This is a genomic window from Pseudomonas asplenii, assembly GCF_001293465.1.
In the GTDB taxonomy this organism is placed as follows: domain Bacteria; phylum Pseudomonadota; class Gammaproteobacteria; order Pseudomonadales; family Pseudomonadaceae; genus Aquipseudomonas; species Aquipseudomonas fuscovaginae_B.
Window position 1 is genome coordinate 191777 of sequence record NZ_JSYZ01000006.1, and the last position, 15529, is coordinate 207305.

Here is a 15529-nt window from a genome sequence, read left to right on the forward strand (position 1 = left end):
GAAAGTCTGTATTTTGAACCAAGCTGACCGGAAGGTCACGGCAAAAACAGCAGAAAAGTGAGAAATAGCAGAGAAAAACCATCGATTTGAAGCGAAAAACCGCCCAATTGAGGGCGGTTCTGCTTCTCGTTTAGACTTACTTCAGCACTACTCCCAACGCTTTCGCGACACCTTCACCATAAGCCGGGTCGGCCTTGAAGAAATACTGCAGTTGGCGCTGCACCACGTCATCGGACACACCGGCCATCGCACCGGCGATGTTGCTGATCAACAGCGCCTTCTGTTCGTCGTTCATCAACCGGAACAGCGCACCGGCATGGCTGAAGTAGTCGGTATCTTCGCGATGATCGTAGCGATCTGCGGCACCACTCAGGGCCAGTGCCGGCTCAGCGTAGCGAGGAGCCTGTTTCGGCGCATCGGCGTAGCTGTTGGGCTCGTAGTTCGGCGCGGCACCGCCGTTGCTGCCAAAGGCCATGGCACCGTCGCGCTGGTAGCTGTTGACCGGACTGCGTGGCGCGTTCACCGGCAGTTGCTGGTGGTTGGTACCGACGCGATAGCGGTGGGCATCGGCGTAGGCGAATACGCGGCCTTGCAGCATGCGGTCTGGCGACAGGCCGACACCCGGGACCATATTGCTTGGACCGAAGGCCGCCTGCTCGACTTCAGCGAAGTAGTTCAGCGGGTTGCGGTTCAGTTCCAGCTCACCGACTTCGATCAACGGGAACTCCTTCTGCGACCAGGTCTTGGTCACGTCGAACGGGTTCTCGTAGTGTGCCGCCGCCTGGGCCTCGGTCATGACCTGGATGCACACGCGCCATTTCGGGAAATCGCCACGCTCGATGGCGTTGAACAGGTCACGCTGGGCATAATCCGGATCGGTACCTGCCAGGCGTGCCGCCTCGGCCGGCGCCAGGTTCTTGATGCCCTGCTTGGTCTTGTAGTGCCATTTCACCCAGTGACGCTCGCCCTTGGCGTTGATCAGGCTGTAGGTGTGGCTGCCAAAACCGTGCATGTGGCGGTAGCCATCCGGAATCCCGCGATCGGAGAACAGGATGGTGATCTGGTGCAATGCCTCAGGCGAGTGCGACCAGAAGTCCCACATCATCTGCGCGCTTTTCAGGTTGCTTTGCGGCAGGCGTTTCTGGGTGTGGATGAAATCTGGAAACTTCAGCGGGTCGCGAATGAAGAACACCGGCGTGTTGTTGCCGACGATGTCCCAGTTGCCTTCCTCGGTGTAGAACTTCAGGGCGAAACCCCGTGGATCGCGCTCGGTATCGGCCGAGCCACGCTCGCCACCGACGGTGGAGAAACGCAGGAAGGTCTCGGTCTTCTTGCCGATCGCCTCGAACAGCTTGGCGCTGGTGTACTGGGTGATGTCCCTGGTAACGGTGAAGGTACCGTAGGCACCCGAACCCTTGGCGTGTACGCGACGCTCAGGGATGTTCTCACGGTTGAAGTGGGCAAGCTTCTCGATCAGGTGAAAGTCGTCGAGCAGCAGCGGGCCACGCGGGCCGGCGGAACGGGAATTCTGGTTATCTGCGACGGGAGCGCCGCTGGCGGTCGTCAGCGTTTTGTTCTGGCTCATACTCATCCTTCCTCTCTGGGTCTTGGTGCTGCCGGCTAATCGGCTGAGGGGAAGTATTGACCATGAAGGTTACAGGAACAAATGCATTAATCCATCAAAGGCAATAGTTAACAACTATTAACAACCTGTGCCTTTATAGCAGGCACAAAAAACCGGGCACTGGGCCCGGTTTTCTGTTTCAGACTGACGTCTTACTCGGCAGATACAGCATCGCCAGCAGTAGCACGATCAACCAACTCGACGTACGCCATAGGAGCGTTGTCGCCAGCGCGGAAACCGCACTTCAGGATGCGCAGGTAGCCACCCTGACGGGTAGCGTAACGCTTGCCCAGGTCGTTGAAGAGCTTACCAACGATAGCTTTCGAACGAGTACGGTCGAAAGCCAGACGGCGGTTAGCAACGCTGTCTACTTTAGCCAGGGTGATCAGCGGCTCGGCAACGCGGCGCAGTTCCTTGGCTTTTGGCAGAGTGGTTTTGATCAGCTCGTGCTCGAACAGCGACACAGCCATGTTTTGGAACATGGCTTTGCGGTGCGAGCTGGTGCGGCTCAGGTGACGTCCACTTTTACGATGACGCATGGTTCATTCCTTACCAAACACTACGTTCGGTGATTACGACGATCAGGCAGTCGCCTTGTCGTCCTTCTTAAGACTTGCAGGCGGCCAGTTATCGAGGCGCATGCCGAGGGACAGACCGCGGGAGGCCAGAACATCCTTGATTTCGGTCAAGGATTTCTTGCCCAGGTTCGGAGTCTTCAACAGCTCTACTTCGGTACGCTGAATCAGGTCGCCGATGTAGTAGATGTTTTCCGCCTTAAGGCAGTTAGCCGAACGTACAGTCAGTTCCAGATCGTCAACCGGGCGAAGCAGGATCGGATCGATCTCGTCTTCCTGCTCGACAACCACTGGCTCACTGTCACCCTTGAGGTCGACGAACGCAGCCAACTGCTGTTGCAGGATGGTTGCAGCACGACGGATAGCCTCTTCAGGATCCAGGGTACCGTTGGTTTCCAGATCAATAACCAGTTTGTCCAGGTTGGTACGCTGTTCGACACGGGCGTTTTCCACCACGTAGGCGATACGGCGAACCGGGCTGAACGAAGAGTCGAGCTGCAAGCGACCGATGCTGCGGCTTTCGTCTTCATCGCTCTGACGCGAGTCTGCTGGTTCATAGCCACGGCCACGAGCTACGGTGAGCTTCATGTTCAAGGCGCCATTGGACGCCAGGTTGGCGATTACGTGATCGGGGTTAACGATCTCGACATCATGATCCAGCTGAATATCGGCAGCGGTAACCACCCCCGAACCCTTCTTCGACAAGGTCAGCGTAACTTCGTCACGGCCGTGCAGCTTGATAGCCAGACCTTTAAGGTTCAACAGGATTTCAATGACATCTTCCTGTACACCTTCGATGGCGCTGTACTCGTGGAGCACACCGTCAATCTCGGCCTCGACTACTGCACAGCCTGGCATTGAGGACAACAGGATGCGGCGCAGCGCGTTGCCCAGGGTGTGGCCAAAACCACGCTCGAGAGGCTCGAGAGTGATCTTAGCGCGGGTTGGACTGACAACCTGCACGTCGATGTGACGGGGTGTCAGGAACTCATTTACCGAAATCTGCATGGATGCACCTATTTTCTAGCCCTTACTTGGAGTAGAGCTCGACAATCAGGCTTTCGTTGATGTCGGCGGAGAGGTCACTGCGAGCAGGAACGCTTTTGAAAACGCCCGACTTCTTGTCAGTGTCCACATCTACCCATTCTACGCGGCCACGCTGAGCACACAGTTCCAGGGCCTGGACGATACGCAGTTGGTTCTTCGCCTTTTCGCGAACAGCAACCACGTCACCAGCACGAACCTGGTAGGACGGAACGTTTACGGTCTTGCCGTTAACGCTGATGGACTTGTGCGATACCAGCTGACGCGATTCGGCACGAGTCGAGCCGAAGCCCATGCGGTATACGACGTTGTCCAGACGGCACTCGAGCAGTTGCAGCAGGTTTTCACCGGTTGCACCTTTCTTGCCAGCAGCTTGCTTATAGTAGCCGCTGAACTGACGCTCGAGTACGCCGTAGATACGACGAACTTTTTGCTTCTCACGCAGCTGGGTGCCGTAGTCGGACTGACGACCGCGACGCTGGCCGTGGATACCAGGAGCTGCTTCGATGTTGCACTTGGATTCGATAGCGCGCACGCCGCTCTTCAGGAAGAGGTCGGTGCCTTCGCGACGAGCCAATTTGCATTTTGGACCAATGTAACGAGCCATTCTTTACAATCTCCTGGATTACACGCGGCGCTTCTTCGGCGGACGGCACCCGTTGTGCGGGATTGGCGTCACGTCGGTGATGCTGGCGATCTTATAGCCACAGCCGTTCAGAGCACGGACAGCGGACTCACGACCTGGACCTGGGCCCTTGACGTTGACGTCGAGGTTCTTCAGGCCATATTCCAGCGCAGCTTGGCCAGCACGTTCAGCGGCAACCTGGGCAGCGAACGGGGTGGACTTACGGGAACCGCGGAAACCCGAACCGCCGGAGGTAGCCCAGGACAGAGCATTACCTTGACGATCGGTGATGGTCACGATGGTGTTGTTGAAAGACGCGTGGATGTGGGCGATGCCATCAACCACTGTCTTTTTAATTTTCTTACGAGGACGAGCAGCAGGTTTTGCCATGACTAAATTCCTGTCGATTCGCTGGTGCGATTACTTGCGGATCGGCTTACGCGGACCTTTGCGAGTACGCGCGTTGGTCTTGGTACGCTGACCGCGCACTGGCAGACCTTTACGATGACGCAGACCGCGGTAGCAGCCCAGGTCCATCAAGCGCTTGATTTTCATGTTGATTTCGCGACGCAGGTCACCTTCAGTGGTGAACTTCGCCACTTCGCCACGCAGCTGTTCAATCTGCTCGTCGCTCAGATCCTTGATCTTCGCGGCTGGGTTGACCCCAGTCACTGCACAGATCTGCTGTGCAGTAGTGCGACCAACACCATAGATGTAGGTCAGCGAGATAACAGTGTGCTTGTTATCTGGAATGTTAACGCCTGCAATACGGGCCATTCAGTGGGACTCCAATTGACAGCTACCTACGCCCCGGAAGCCAAGAAATAGGGCGCGAGATAATATCGCTGTAATAACAAATAATCAACCCAGCAGCGCACTAGCTGCTGGGCTTCAAGCAGATCACACTCAGCCTTGGCGCTGTTTGTGACGCGGTTCCGCGCTGCAAATTACTCGAACCACACCTTCGCGGCGAATAATCTTGCAGTTACGGCACAGCTTTTTCACCGATGCACGAACTTTCATCACCAACTCCTCGAACCTTATGGGTGCTTCAGCGCAGCATGCCGCTGCCGTAGCCCTTCAGGTTGGCTTTCTTCATCAGGGATTCGTACTGGTGCGAAACGAGGTGAGATTGCACTTGGGACATGAAGTCCATCACAACCACGACCACGATCAGCAACGAGGTCCCGCCAAGGTAGAACGGAACGTTTGCTGCAACCACCAGAAACTGGGGCAACAGGCACACGGCCGTCATATATAGAGCACCGAACATGGTCAAACGGGTCAGAACGCCATCAATGTAGCGTGCCGACTGCTCGCCTGGACGGATACCCGGAATAAAGGCACCGGACTTCTTCAGGTTTTCCGCTACGTCTTTCGGATTGAACATCAACGCCGTATAGAAGAAGCAGAAGAAAATAATCCCTGCACTAAACAGCAGAATATTCAACGGCTGACCAGGAGCGATCGACTGCGAGATGTCCTGCAACCAGCCCATACCTTCAGACTGACCGAACCAGGCACCCAACGAAGCCGGAAACAGCAAGATGCTGCTCGCGAAGATAGCTGGAATCACACCGGCCATATTCACTTTCAGCGGCAAGTGGCTGGTCTGCGCAGCGAAGACCTTGCGGCCCTGCTGACGCTTGGCGTAGTGAACAGCAATACGACGCTGGCCACGCTCAATGAACACCACGAAACCGATAATCGCTACTGCCAGCAAACCGATGGCAACCAGGGCGAAAATGTTGATATCACCCTGACGCGCAGACTCGAAAGACTGCCCGATCGCTCTCGGAAGACCGGCGACGATACCCGAAAAAATCAGCATCGAGATACCGTTGCCAACACCGCGCTCCGTAATCTGCTCACCCAGCCACATCATGAACATCGCGCCAGCCACGAACGTGGACACCGCGACGAAATGGAAGCCGAAATCAGCAGAAAAAGCTACGCCCTGACCAGCCAGGCCAATGGACATGCCAATGGCTTGAACAAGGGCCAGGACGACGGTGCCATAGCGGGTGTACTGGCTGATCTTGCGACGACCAGCCTCACCTTCCTTCTTCAACTGCTCCAGCTGCGGGCTGATAGCGGTCATCAGTTGCATGATGATCGATGCCGAAATGTACGGCATGATCCCCAGTGCAAAGATACTCATCCGCTCCAGCGCGCCGCCGGAAAACATGTTGAACAAGCTAAGAATGGTCCCCTCATTCTGTCGAAACAGGTCCGCCAGCCGGTCCGGGTTGATACCTGGAACTGGGATGTGCGCACCTATCCGGTAGACGATAATCGCCAGGAACAGGAAACGCAGACGAGCCCAGAGCTCGGATAACCCGCCTTTGCTGAGCGCTGAGAGAGCACCTTGCTTAGCCATTTATTCCTCGAACTTGCCGCCAGCTGCTTCGATAGCCGCACGCGCACCCTTGGTGGCGGCGATACCCTTGATAGTTACAGCGCGAGTCACTTCGCCCGACAGCATGATTTTCACACGCTGTACGTTCTGGTTGATCACGTTGGCATCTTTCAGGGACTGCACGGTTACGACGTCGCCTTCCACCTTGGCCAGCTCGGACAGACGCACTTCTGCGCGGTCCATGGCTTTCAGGGAAACGAAGCCGAACTTCGGCAGGCGACGATGCAGCGGCTGCTGACCGCCTTCAAAGCCTGGAGCGATGGTGCCACCGGAACGGGAGGTCTGACCTTTGTGGCCACGGCCACCAGTCTTACCCAAACCGCTACCGATACCACGGCCCGGACGATGCTTTTCGCGACGGGAACCCGGCGCTGGACTCAGATCATTGAGTTTCATCGATTAACCCTCGACACGCAGCATGTAGTAAGCCTTGTTGATCATCCCGCGGTTCTCGGGAGTATCCTGGACTTCTACAGTGTGACCGATGCGACGCAGACCCAGACCCTTCACGCACAGTTTGTGGCTAGGGATGCGGCCGTTGGTGCTTTTGATCAGCGTTACTTTTACGGTTGCCATGATCACAGGATCTCCGCTGCAGTTTTGCCGCGCTTGGCAGCAATGGACTCAGGGGACTGCATGGCTTTCAGACCTTTGAAAGTGGCGTGAACCACGTTTACCGGGTTGGTCGAGCCGTAGCACTTGGCCAGAACGTTCTGAACGCCAGCAACTTCGAGGACAGCACGCATAGCGCCGCCAGCGATGATACCGGTACCTTCAGATGCAGGCTGCATGTAGACCTTCGAAGCGCCGTGGGCGGACTTCGTGGCGTACTGCAGAGTGGTGCCGTTCAGGTCCACCTGGATCATGTTGCGGCGAGCCGCTTCCATGGCCTTCTGGATCGCAGCAGGCACTTCACGGGACTTGCCACGGCCGAAGCCTACACGGCCCTTACCATCACCTACCACGGTCAACGCGGTGAAAGTAAAGATACGGCCACCTTTTACGGTTTTGGCTACGCGGTTAACTTGAACCAGCTTCTCGATGTAGCCTTCGTCGCGCTTTTGGTCGTTATTGGACATAACTTAGAACTCCAGCCCAGCTTCACGAGCAGCCTCAGCCAGCGCCTTGACGCGGCCGTGGTACTTGAAGCCAGAGCGGTCGAAAGCCACCTGCGAGACGCCTGCGGCTTTAGCACGCGAAGCGACCAGCTGGCCAACCTTAGTGGCCGCGTCGATGTTGCCGGTGGCACCATCACGCAGTTCTTTATCCAAAGTCGAGGCGCTGGCCAGGACCTTGTTGCCGTCGGCCGAAATGACCTGGGCGTAGATGTGCTGCGAAGAGCGGAACACGCAGAGACGCACGACTTCGAGTTCGTGCATTTTCAGGCGTGCTTTGCGAGCGCGACGCAGTCGAGTAACTTTTTTGTCGGTCATTTGCTATGCCCTACTTCTTCTTGGCTTCTTTACGACGGACGACTTCGTCCGCGTAGCGCACACCTTTACCTTTGTAAGGCTCTGGTGGACGGAAGTCGCGGATCTCGGCGGCCACCTGACCTACCAGTTGCTTGTCGATACCCTTGATCAGGATGTCGGTCTGGCTAGGCGTTTCAGCGGTGATGCCTTCCGGCAGTTCGTAATCCACTGGGTGCGAGAAGCCAAGGGCCAGGTTCAGGACCGAACCTTTTGCTTGTGCCTTGTAACCAACACCGACCAGCTGGAGCTTGCGCTCGAAGCCTTGGCTAACGCCCTGGACCATGTTGTTGACCAACGCACGCGTGGTACCAGCCATTGCGCGAGTCTGCTGGTCGCCGTTGCGAGCGGCGAAACGCAGCTCACCAGCTTCCTGGACGATCTCGACGGACGAATGGACATTCAGTTCGAGAGTGCCCTTGGCACCCTTCACCGAAAGCTGTTGGCCGGCGAATTTGACTTCGACACCAGCTGGCAGCTTAACGGGGTTCTTAGCGACGCGAGACATGCTTATCCCCCCTTAGAACACTGTGCAAAGAACTTCGCCGCCGACACCGGCAGCGCGCGCAGCACGATCAGTCATCACACCCTTGTTGGTGGAGACGATAGACACGCCCAGACCGCCACGTACTTTCGGCAGTTCTTCGACGGACTTGTACTGACGCAGGCCTGGACGGCTAACGCGCTTCACTTCCTCGATGACCGGACGGCCTTCGAAGTACTTCAGCTCGATGGACAGCGACGGCTTGGCGTCGGTGGTTACCTGAAAACCCGCAATGTAACCTTCGTCCTTCAGGACTTTTGCTACAGCCACCTTCAGCGTGGAAGACGGCATGCTTACGACGGACTTTTCAGCCATCTGGGCATTACGGATTCGAGTTAGCATGTCCGCTAACGGGTCCTGCATACTCATGGGCTAGATGCTCCTGATACAAAAAAAATGAGCCTTGCGGCTGCAACTGTCGCCGAGCTGCTCCACACGTAAAAAGTGCAGGCTCAGGCGAGCCGGTCATTCTAGACATACGCCAGAAATGAATCAAGCCCCAAAAGGGGCTTGATTCAGACTCCAGGTCACCACCGGTCAGGATCTTGCGAGCCCGACCAGGGCGACTGAGGAAGTGCGGCTTACCAGCTGGCTTTGACCAGACCTGGTACGTCACCACGCATGGCGGCTTCACGCAGCTTGTTACGGCCCAGGCCGAACTTGCGGTAAACGCCGTGCGGACGACCAGTCAGGCGGCAGCGGTTACGCAGGCGCGAGGCGCTGGCGTCACGTGGCTGCTTCTGCAGGGCGATCGAAGCTTCCCAACGTGCTTCTGGACTTGCGTTCAGGTCGACGATGATAGCTTTGAGCGCTGCACGCTTGGTGGCGTACTTGGCAACGGTGAGCTGACGCTTCAGCTCACGGTTCTTCATGCTCTTCTTGGCCATTTTCCTACTCCAATCAGTTGCGGAACGGGAATTTGAAAGCACGCAGCAGGGCGCGACCTTCTTCATCCGTCTTGGCAGTGGTGGTCAGGGTAATGTCCAGACCGCGGAGAGCATCGATCTTGTCGTAGTCGATTTCCGGGAAGATGATCTGCTCTTTCACGCCCATGCTGTAGTTGCCACGACCGTCGAAGGACTTGGCATTCAGGCCGCGGAAGTCGCGAACCCGAGGCAGGGAGATCGACAGCAGACGATCCAGGAACTCATACATACGATCGCGACGCAGGGTCACCTTGACACCGATCGGCCAACCTTCGCGGACTTTGAAGCCTGCGATGGATTTGCGAGCGTGAGTCACGACGACCTTCTGGCCGGTGATCTTTTCCAGGTCAGCAACAGCGTGCTCGATGACTTTCTTGTCGCCGATCGCTTCGCCCAGACCCATGTTCAGGGTGATTTTGGTAATGCGCGGGACTTCCATCACGTTCACCAGCTTAAGTTCTTCCTTAAGCTTGGGAGCGATTTCGTTCCGGTAAATCTCTTTCAGTCGTGCCATGGTCTTCTACCTAGCAGTGTTCAAGCATCAACCGCTTTTTGGGTCGACTTGAAGACACGAATTTTTTTGCCGTCTTCTACTTTGAAACCAACGCGGTCAGCCTTGTTGGTTTCGCTGTTGAAAATGGCGACGTTGGAAGCGTGCAGTGGCGCTTCTTTCTCGACGATACCGCCCTGTACGCCCGACATCGGGTTAGGCTTGGTATGACGCTTGACCAGGTTCAGGCCACCGACGACCAGACGGTCGTCAGCCAGAACCTTAAGCACCTTACCGCGCTTGCCTTTGTCTTTGCCGGCGATCACGATGATCTCGTCGTCACGACGAATCTTTTGCATGTCGGATCTCCTTACAGCACTTCTGGGGCGAGCGAGACGATCTTCATGAACTTCTCAGAGCGAAGTTCACGGGTCACTGGCCCAAAGATACGGGTGCCGATCGGCTCTTGCTTGTTGTTCAGCAGAACAGCAGCGTTGCCATCAAAGCGGATAATCGAGCCATCAGCACGGCGAACGCCGTGACGGGTGCGGACTACAACAGCAGTCATCACCTGGCCTTTTTTCACCTTACCGCGAGGAATTGCTTCCTTCACGGTAACTTTGATGATGTCACCGATAGCTGCGTAACGACGATGGGAGCCACCAAGCACCTTGATGCACATAACGCGACGAGCGCCGCTGTTATCGGCCACATCGAGCATGGATTGAGTCTGAATCATATAATTTCTCCGACCCCTAGCCCTTAGACTTCCACAGCGCGTTCGATAACCTCGACCAGCGCCCAAGACTTAGTCTTGGCCAGCGGACGGGTCTCACGGATGGAGACCTTGTCGCCGATGTGGCACTGGTTGGTTTCGTCGTGCGCGTGCAGCTTAGTCGAACGCTTAACGTATTTACCGTAGATCGGGTGCTTGACGCGACGCTCGATCAGAACGGTGATGGTCTTGTCCATTTTGTCGCTGACAACACGGCCAGTCAGCGTACGGACGGTCTTTTCGGCTTCAGCCATGATCACTTACCTGCCTGCTGGTTGAGCACAGTTTTCACACGAGCGATATCGCGCTTAACTTGCGAGAGCAGGTGAGACTGCCCCAACTGGCCAGTTGCTTTCTGCATGCGCAGATTGAACTGGTCGCGCAGCAGGCCGAGCAGTTGCTCGTTCAGCTGCTGTGCGGATTTTTCACGAAGTTCATTCGCTTTCATCACATCACCGTCCGTTTAACAAAGGAGGTGGCGAGAGGCAGCTTTGCAGCAGCCAGGGCGAAAGCCTCACGCGCCAGCTCTTCAGAAACACCCTCGATTTCATACAGGACCTTGCCTGGCTGAATCTGGGCAACCCAGTACTCGACGTTACCCTTACCTTTACCCATACGAACTTCGAGGGGCTTCTTGGAGATAGGCTTGTCCGGGAATACACGGATCCAGATCTTGCCGCCACGTTTTACGTGACGGGTCAGGGCACGACGTGCCGACTCGATCTGACGGGCGGTGAGACGACCGCGAGCAACAGACTTCAGCGCGAACTCGCCGAAGCTGACTTTGCTACCGCGCAGTGCCAGACCACGGTTGTGGCCGGTCATCTGCTTGCGGAACTTCGTACGCTTTGGTTGCAACATTTGGCGTACCCCTTACTTGGCAGCTTTTTTACGAGGCGCTGGTGCTTGCGGCTTCAGCTCTTCCTGGCGACCACCAATTACTTCGCCCTTGAAGATCCAAACCTTGACACCGATCACACCGTAGGTGGTGTGAGCTTCGTAGGTGGCATAGTCGATATCGGCACGCAGGGTGTGCAGTGGCACACGACCTTCGCGATACCATTCAGTACGTGCGATCTCAGCACCGCCGAGACGACCGCTCACCTGGATCTTGATGCCCTTGGCACCAATGCGCATGGCGTTCTGTACGGCGCGCTTCATGGCACGACGGAACATGACGCGACGCTCCAGCTGCTGAGCTACGCTCTGCGCAACCAGCATACCGTCGAGCTCCGGCTTGCGGATCTCTTCGATATTGATGTGCACAGGCACACCCATTTGCTTGGTCAGGTCCTGACGCAGTTTTTCAACATCTTCACCTTTCTTCCCGATAACGATACCTGGACGAGCGGTGTGGATGGTGATGCGTGCGGTTTGGGCCGGACGATGGATATCGATACGGCTTACGGACGCGCTTTTTAGTTTGTCCTGGAGGTACTCACGCACGTTCAGATCTGCAAGCAGATAGTCCGCGTAAGTGCGACCGTCTGCGTACCAGACGGAGGTGTGCTCCTTGACGATTCCCAGGCGAATGCCAATGGGATGTACTTTCTGACCCATCTCTTCGACTCCGTTACTTGTCAGCAACCTTGACAGTGATATGGCAAGACCGCTTGACGATGCGATCAGCACGGCCCTTGGCACGTGGCATGATGCGCTTCAGCGAACGCCCTTCGTTGACGAAAACGGTGCTGACCTTCAGGTCATCAACGTCAGCGCCTTCGTTATGCTCGGCGTTGGCTACGGCCGACTCCAGCACTTTTTTCATGATCTCGGCGGCTTTCTTACTGCTGAAAGCCAGCAGGTTGAGCGCATCGCCCACCTTCTTCCCGCGGATCTGGTCGGCGACCAAGCGGGCTTTCTGGGCGGAGATTCGAGCGCCCGACAACTTAGCGGCTACTTCCATTTCCTAACCCCTTAACGCTTGGCTTTCTTGTCGGCCACGTGACCACGATAGGTACGGGTGCCGGCAAATTCGCCCAGTTTGTGACCGACCATGTCTTCGTTCACCAGAACTGGGACATGCTGACGACCGTTATGCACAGCGATGGTCAGACCGACCATTTGTGGCAGGATCATGGAACGGCGCGACCAGGTCTTAACTGGTTTGCGATCGTTCTTCTCCGCCGCCACTTCGATCTTCTTCAGTAGGTGAAGATCGATAAAAGGACCTTTTTTCAGAGAACGTGGCACTGTCGTATCCCTCTATTTACTTGCGACGACGGACGATCATGTTGTCGGTACGCTTATTACCACGAGTCTTCGCGCCCTTAGTCGGGAAGCCCCATGGCGATACCGGATGACGACCACCGGAGGTACGACCTTCACCACCACCATGTGGGTGGTCAACCGGGTTCATGGCAACACCACGAACGGTTGGGCGAACGCCACGCCAGCGTTTGGCACCGGCTTTACCCAGGGAACGCAGGCTGTGCTCGGAGTTCGAGACTTCGCCCAGCGTTGCACGGCATTCCGACAGCACTTTACGCATTTCGCCGGAACGCAGACGCAGGGTAACGTACACGCCTTCACGAGCGATCAGCTGAGCCGAAGCACCAGCGGAACGAGCGATCTGTGCACCCTTGCCTGGTTTCAGTTCGATACCGTGTACGGTCGAACCCACTGGGATGTTGCGCAGCTGCAGGGTGTTGCCCGGCTTGATTGGAGCCAGAGCGCCTGCGATCAGCTGGTCGCCAGCACTCACGCCTTTAGGGGCGATGATGTAGCGACGCTCGCCGTCTGCGTACAGCAGCAGAGCGATGTGAGCAGTACGGTTTGGATCGTATTCGATACGCTCGACAGTGGCAGCGATGCCATCTTTGTCGTTACGACGGAAGTCGACCAGACGGTAATGCTGCTTATGACCACCACCTACGTGACGAGTAGTGATGCGGCCATTGTTGTTACGACCACCAGACTTCGATTTTTTCTCGAGCAGCGGTGCGTGAGGAGCGCCTTTGTGCAGCTCCTGGTTGACCACCTTGACCACAAAACGGCGGCCAGGGGAAGTCGGTTTGCATTTAACGATTGCCATGATGCACCCCTTCCTTACTCAGCACTGCTGCTGAAATCGAGATCTTGGCCTGGCTGAAGGGAGATAACTGCCTTCTTCCAGTCATTACGCTTGCCCAGACCGCGAGCGGTACGCTTGCTCTTACCCAGAACGTTCAGGGTAGTCACGCGCTCTACTTTCACGCTGAACAGGCTTTCGACGGCCTTCTTGATTTCCAGCTTGGTTGCGTCGGTCGCAACCTTGAAAACGAACTGGCCTTTCTTGTCTGCCAGAACCGTAGCCTTCTCGGAAACGTGCGGGCCAAGCAGAACTTTAAATACGCGTTCCTGGTTCATCCCAGCAGCTCCTCGAATTTCTTCACGGCCGACACGGTGATCAACACCTTGTCGTATGCGATCAGACTGACCGGATCGGAACCCTGCACGTCACGAACGTCGACGTGTGGCAGGTTGCGAGCAGCCAGGTACAGGTTCTGGTCAACAGCGTCAGACACGATCAGAACGTCGGTCAGGCTCAGGCCAGTCAGTTTGCTCAGCAGGTCTTTGGTTTTCGGGGTTTCAACAGCGAAATCCTGAACAACGACCAGACGATCAGTACGCACCAGCTCAGCAAGGATGGAGCGCAGGGCTGCGCGATACATCTTCTTGTTCAGCTTCTGGGAGTGATCCTGAGGACGAGCTGCGAAAGTGGTACCACCGCCACGCCAGATTGGGCTACGGATAGTACCGGCACGAGCACGGCCAGTACCTTTCTGACGCCATGGGCGCTTGCCGCCACCGGAAACGTCGGAACGGGTCTTCTGCTGCTTGCTACCTTGACGGCCGCCAGCCATGTAGGCCACGACTGCTTGGTGAACCAGCGTCTCGTTGAATTCGCCGCCAAATGTCAGTTCGGAAACTTCGATCGCTTGAGCGCCATTTACATTTAATTGCATGTCAGCTTCCCCTTAACCGCGAGCCTTGGCTGCTGGACGTACAACCACGTTGCCGCCAGTAGCGCCAGGAACAGCGCCCTTGACCAACAACAGATTGCGTTCAGCGTCCACGCGCACTACTTCCAGGGACTGCACGGTCACGCGCTCAGCGCCCATGTGACCGGACATTTTCTTGCCCTTGAATACACGACCAGGAGTCTGGCACTGGCCGATAGAGCCTGGAACGCGGTGGGATACGGAGTTACCGTGGGTGTTATCTTGCCCGCGGAAATTCCAACGCTTGATCGTACCGGCGAAGCCTTTACCCTTGGACTGACCGGTTACATCAACCAGTTGGCCAGCGGCGAAGATTTCAGCATTGATCAGATCGCCAGCCTTGTATTCGCCTTCTTCAAGACGGAATTCCAGGACGGTGCGACCAGCGGCTACGTTCGCCTTGGCGAAGTGGCCCGCTTGAGCTGCTGTAACACGCGAAGCGCGACGCTCGCCGACAGTGACTTGCACTGCACGGTAGCCATCGGTTTCTTCAGTTTTGAACTGGGTGACGCGATTCGGCTCGATCTCGATGACCGTGACCGGAATGGAGACACCTTCTTCGGTGAAAATACGGGTCATACCGCATTTACGACCGACTACACCAATAGTCATGTTGTAAACCTCATGAGTGTACGGGGCTTTCACCCGCTATGGCCGCCCATTTCAGAGCGTTACACGACCAAGACCTGAGTCTTAGCCGAGGCTGATCTGCACTTCCACGCCTGCCGCAAGATCGAGCTTCATAAGAGCGTCAACGGTTTTATCCGTTGGCTGGACGATGTCCAGGACGCGCTTGTGAGTACGGATCTCGTACTGGTCACGCGCGTCTTTGTTGACGTGCGGGGAGACCAGAACGGTGAACCGCTCTTTACGAGTAGGCAGTGGAATTGGACCACGCACTTGAGCACCAGTACGTTTCGCGGTTTCCACGATTTCCTGGGTGGATTGGTCGATCAGGCGATGGTCAAAAGCCTTCAACCTGATACGGATTTGCTGATTTTGCATTGGATTTCAGACTCCGGCTGCTATTCCCACCGGGCGCAATACGCCCGTTA

Annotated in this window: 29 protein-coding genes; all 29 read right to left on the bottom strand. The window is 56.4% G+C overall.

Going from position 1 to position 15529, the window contains the following annotated elements; translation table 11 throughout:
* Nucleotides 1-136: 136 nt before the first annotated feature.
* Entirely contained in the window at nt 137-1585 is a 1449-nt protein-coding gene (locus PF66_RS09515) for a catalase (protein WP_054059481.1), read from the bottom strand.
* A 191-nt stretch (nt 1586-1776) separates the two neighbouring features.
* Nucleotides 1777-2163, bottom strand: a complete 387-nt coding sequence (gene rplQ / locus PF66_RS09520) for a 50S ribosomal protein L17 (protein WP_017901545.1) — start codon at nt 2161-2163, stop codon at nt 1777-1779.
* Between the two features lie 42 nt (nt 2164-2205).
* On the bottom strand, nt 2206-3207 hold the full coding sequence (locus PF66_RS09525) for a DNA-directed RNA polymerase subunit alpha (RefSeq protein WP_003186012.1): 1002 nt from the start codon (nt 3205-3207) through the stop codon (nt 2206-2208).
* 22 nt (nt 3208-3229) lie between these two features.
* On the bottom strand, nt 3230-3850 hold the full coding sequence (rpsD, locus tag PF66_RS09530; protein ID WP_017901543.1) for a 30S ribosomal protein S4: 621 nt from the start codon (nt 3848-3850) through the stop codon (nt 3230-3232).
* An 18-nt stretch (nt 3851-3868) separates the two neighbouring features.
* The gene (gene rpsK / locus PF66_RS09535; RefSeq protein ID WP_007924177.1) at nt 3869-4258 is read right to left on the bottom strand and encodes a 30S ribosomal protein S11; all 390 of its coding nucleotides are present in this window, start codon (nt 4256-4258) and stop codon (nt 3869-3871) included.
* Nucleotides 4259-4288: 30 nt separating this feature from the next.
* Nucleotides 4289-4645: a 30S ribosomal protein S13 gene (gene rpsM / locus PF66_RS09540; protein WP_017901542.1), complete on the bottom strand. Its 357-nt coding sequence runs from the start codon at nt 4643-4645 to the stop codon at nt 4289-4291.
* A gap of 129 nt (nt 4646-4774) precedes the next feature.
* Nucleotides 4775-4891: a 50S ribosomal protein L36 gene (gene rpmJ, locus PF66_RS31905; protein ID WP_002555468.1), complete on the bottom strand. Its 117-nt coding sequence runs from the start codon at nt 4889-4891 to the stop codon at nt 4775-4777.
* Between the two features lie 28 nt (nt 4892-4919).
* A complete protein-coding gene (gene secY / locus PF66_RS09545; RefSeq protein WP_010443917.1) occupies nt 4920-6248 on the bottom strand; it encodes a preprotein translocase subunit SecY in 1329 nt (442 codons plus the stop codon).
* Complete coding sequence (gene rplO / locus PF66_RS09550) at nt 6249-6683, bottom strand: 50S ribosomal protein L15 (protein ID WP_010220318.1); 435 nt, start codon at nt 6681-6683, stop codon at nt 6249-6251.
* Between the two features lie 3 nt (nt 6684-6686).
* Nucleotides 6687-6863, bottom strand: a complete 177-nt coding sequence (gene rpmD / locus PF66_RS09555; RefSeq protein WP_054059482.1) for a 50S ribosomal protein L30 — start codon at nt 6861-6863, stop codon at nt 6687-6689.
* A 2-nt stretch (nt 6864-6865) separates the two neighbouring features.
* Nucleotides 6866-7366 (bottom strand): 30S ribosomal protein S5, encoded by a 501-nt coding sequence (gene rpsE / locus PF66_RS09560; protein WP_017901539.1) that lies wholly within the window; start codon nt 7364-7366, stop codon nt 6866-6868.
* A 3-nt stretch (nt 7367-7369) separates the two neighbouring features.
* A complete protein-coding gene (rplR, locus tag PF66_RS09565) occupies nt 7370-7720 on the bottom strand; it encodes a 50S ribosomal protein L18 (protein WP_017901538.1) in 351 nt (116 codons plus the stop codon).
* Nucleotides 7721-7730: 10 nt separating this feature from the next.
* Nucleotides 7731-8264 (bottom strand): 50S ribosomal protein L6, encoded by a 534-nt coding sequence (gene rplF, locus PF66_RS09570; RefSeq protein ID WP_017901537.1) that lies wholly within the window; start codon nt 8262-8264, stop codon nt 7731-7733.
* 12 nt (nt 8265-8276) lie between these two features.
* The gene (gene rpsH, locus PF66_RS09575) at nt 8277-8669 is read right to left on the bottom strand and encodes a 30S ribosomal protein S8 (RefSeq protein ID WP_017901536.1); all 393 of its coding nucleotides are present in this window, start codon (nt 8667-8669) and stop codon (nt 8277-8279) included.
* A 212-nt stretch (nt 8670-8881) separates the two neighbouring features.
* The gene (rpsN, locus tag PF66_RS09580) at nt 8882-9187 is read right to left on the bottom strand and encodes a 30S ribosomal protein S14 (protein ID WP_017901535.1); all 306 of its coding nucleotides are present in this window, start codon (nt 9185-9187) and stop codon (nt 8882-8884) included.
* Between the two features lie 13 nt (nt 9188-9200).
* Entirely contained in the window at nt 9201-9740 is a 540-nt protein-coding gene (gene rplE, locus PF66_RS09585; RefSeq protein WP_054059483.1) for a 50S ribosomal protein L5, read from the bottom strand.
* Between the two features lie 20 nt (nt 9741-9760).
* Nucleotides 9761-10075 (bottom strand): 50S ribosomal protein L24, encoded by a 315-nt coding sequence (gene rplX, locus PF66_RS09590; RefSeq protein ID WP_010443924.1) that lies wholly within the window; start codon nt 10073-10075, stop codon nt 9761-9763.
* Nucleotides 10076-10086: 11 nt separating this feature from the next.
* Nucleotides 10087-10455 (bottom strand): 50S ribosomal protein L14, encoded by a 369-nt coding sequence (gene rplN, locus PF66_RS09595; protein WP_009397502.1) that lies wholly within the window; start codon nt 10453-10455, stop codon nt 10087-10089.
* A 23-nt stretch (nt 10456-10478) separates the two neighbouring features.
* Entirely contained in the window at nt 10479-10745 is a 267-nt protein-coding gene (rpsQ, locus tag PF66_RS09600) for a 30S ribosomal protein S17 (RefSeq protein ID WP_026144794.1), read from the bottom strand.
* Between the two features lie 2 nt (nt 10746-10747).
* The gene (gene rpmC / locus PF66_RS09605; RefSeq protein WP_002555481.1) at nt 10748-10939 is read right to left on the bottom strand and encodes a 50S ribosomal protein L29; all 192 of its coding nucleotides are present in this window, start codon (nt 10937-10939) and stop codon (nt 10748-10750) included.
* Nucleotides 10939-11352 carry a 50S ribosomal protein L16 gene (gene rplP / locus PF66_RS09610; RefSeq protein ID WP_003228729.1) on the bottom strand — a complete coding sequence of 138 codons (414 nt, stop codon included), beginning with the start codon at nt 11350-11352 and terminating at the stop codon, nt 10939-10941. The genes rpmC and rplP overlap by 1 nt, the downstream gene beginning before the upstream one ends.
* 12 nt (nt 11353-11364) lie before the next feature.
* On the bottom strand, nt 11365-12051 hold the full coding sequence (gene rpsC / locus PF66_RS09615; protein WP_007924192.1) for a 30S ribosomal protein S3: 687 nt from the start codon (nt 12049-12051) through the stop codon (nt 11365-11367).
* 13 nt (nt 12052-12064) lie between these two features.
* On the bottom strand, nt 12065-12397 hold the full coding sequence (gene rplV, locus PF66_RS09620; protein ID WP_003304070.1) for a 50S ribosomal protein L22: 333 nt from the start codon (nt 12395-12397) through the stop codon (nt 12065-12067).
* An 11-nt stretch (nt 12398-12408) separates the two neighbouring features.
* Nucleotides 12409-12684, bottom strand: coding sequence for a 30S ribosomal protein S19 (rpsS, locus tag PF66_RS09625; RefSeq protein ID WP_002555486.1), 276 nt, complete (start codon nt 12682-12684; stop codon nt 12409-12411).
* A gap of 16 nt (nt 12685-12700) precedes the next feature.
* Nucleotides 12701-13525, bottom strand: a complete 825-nt coding sequence (gene rplB, locus PF66_RS31910) for a 50S ribosomal protein L2 (protein WP_017901532.1) — start codon at nt 13523-13525, stop codon at nt 12701-12703.
* A 14-nt stretch (nt 13526-13539) separates the two neighbouring features.
* Nucleotides 13540-13839 (bottom strand): 50S ribosomal protein L23, encoded by a 300-nt coding sequence (gene rplW, locus PF66_RS09635; protein ID WP_002555488.1) that lies wholly within the window; start codon nt 13837-13839, stop codon nt 13540-13542.
* Nucleotides 13836-14438: a 50S ribosomal protein L4 gene (gene rplD, locus PF66_RS09640; protein WP_017901531.1), complete on the bottom strand. Its 603-nt coding sequence runs from the start codon at nt 14436-14438 to the stop codon at nt 13836-13838. Before rplD ends, rplW begins: the two co-directional genes overlap by 4 nt.
* Before the next feature lie 12 nt (nt 14439-14450).
* Nucleotides 14451-15086: a 50S ribosomal protein L3 gene (rplC, locus tag PF66_RS09645; RefSeq protein WP_010443950.1), complete on the bottom strand. Its 636-nt coding sequence runs from the start codon at nt 15084-15086 to the stop codon at nt 14451-14453.
* A gap of 81 nt (nt 15087-15167) precedes the next feature.
* Entirely contained in the window at nt 15168-15479 is a 312-nt protein-coding gene (rpsJ, locus tag PF66_RS09650; RefSeq protein WP_003186070.1) for a 30S ribosomal protein S10, read from the bottom strand.
* Between the last annotated feature and the right edge of the window lie 50 nt (nt 15480-15529).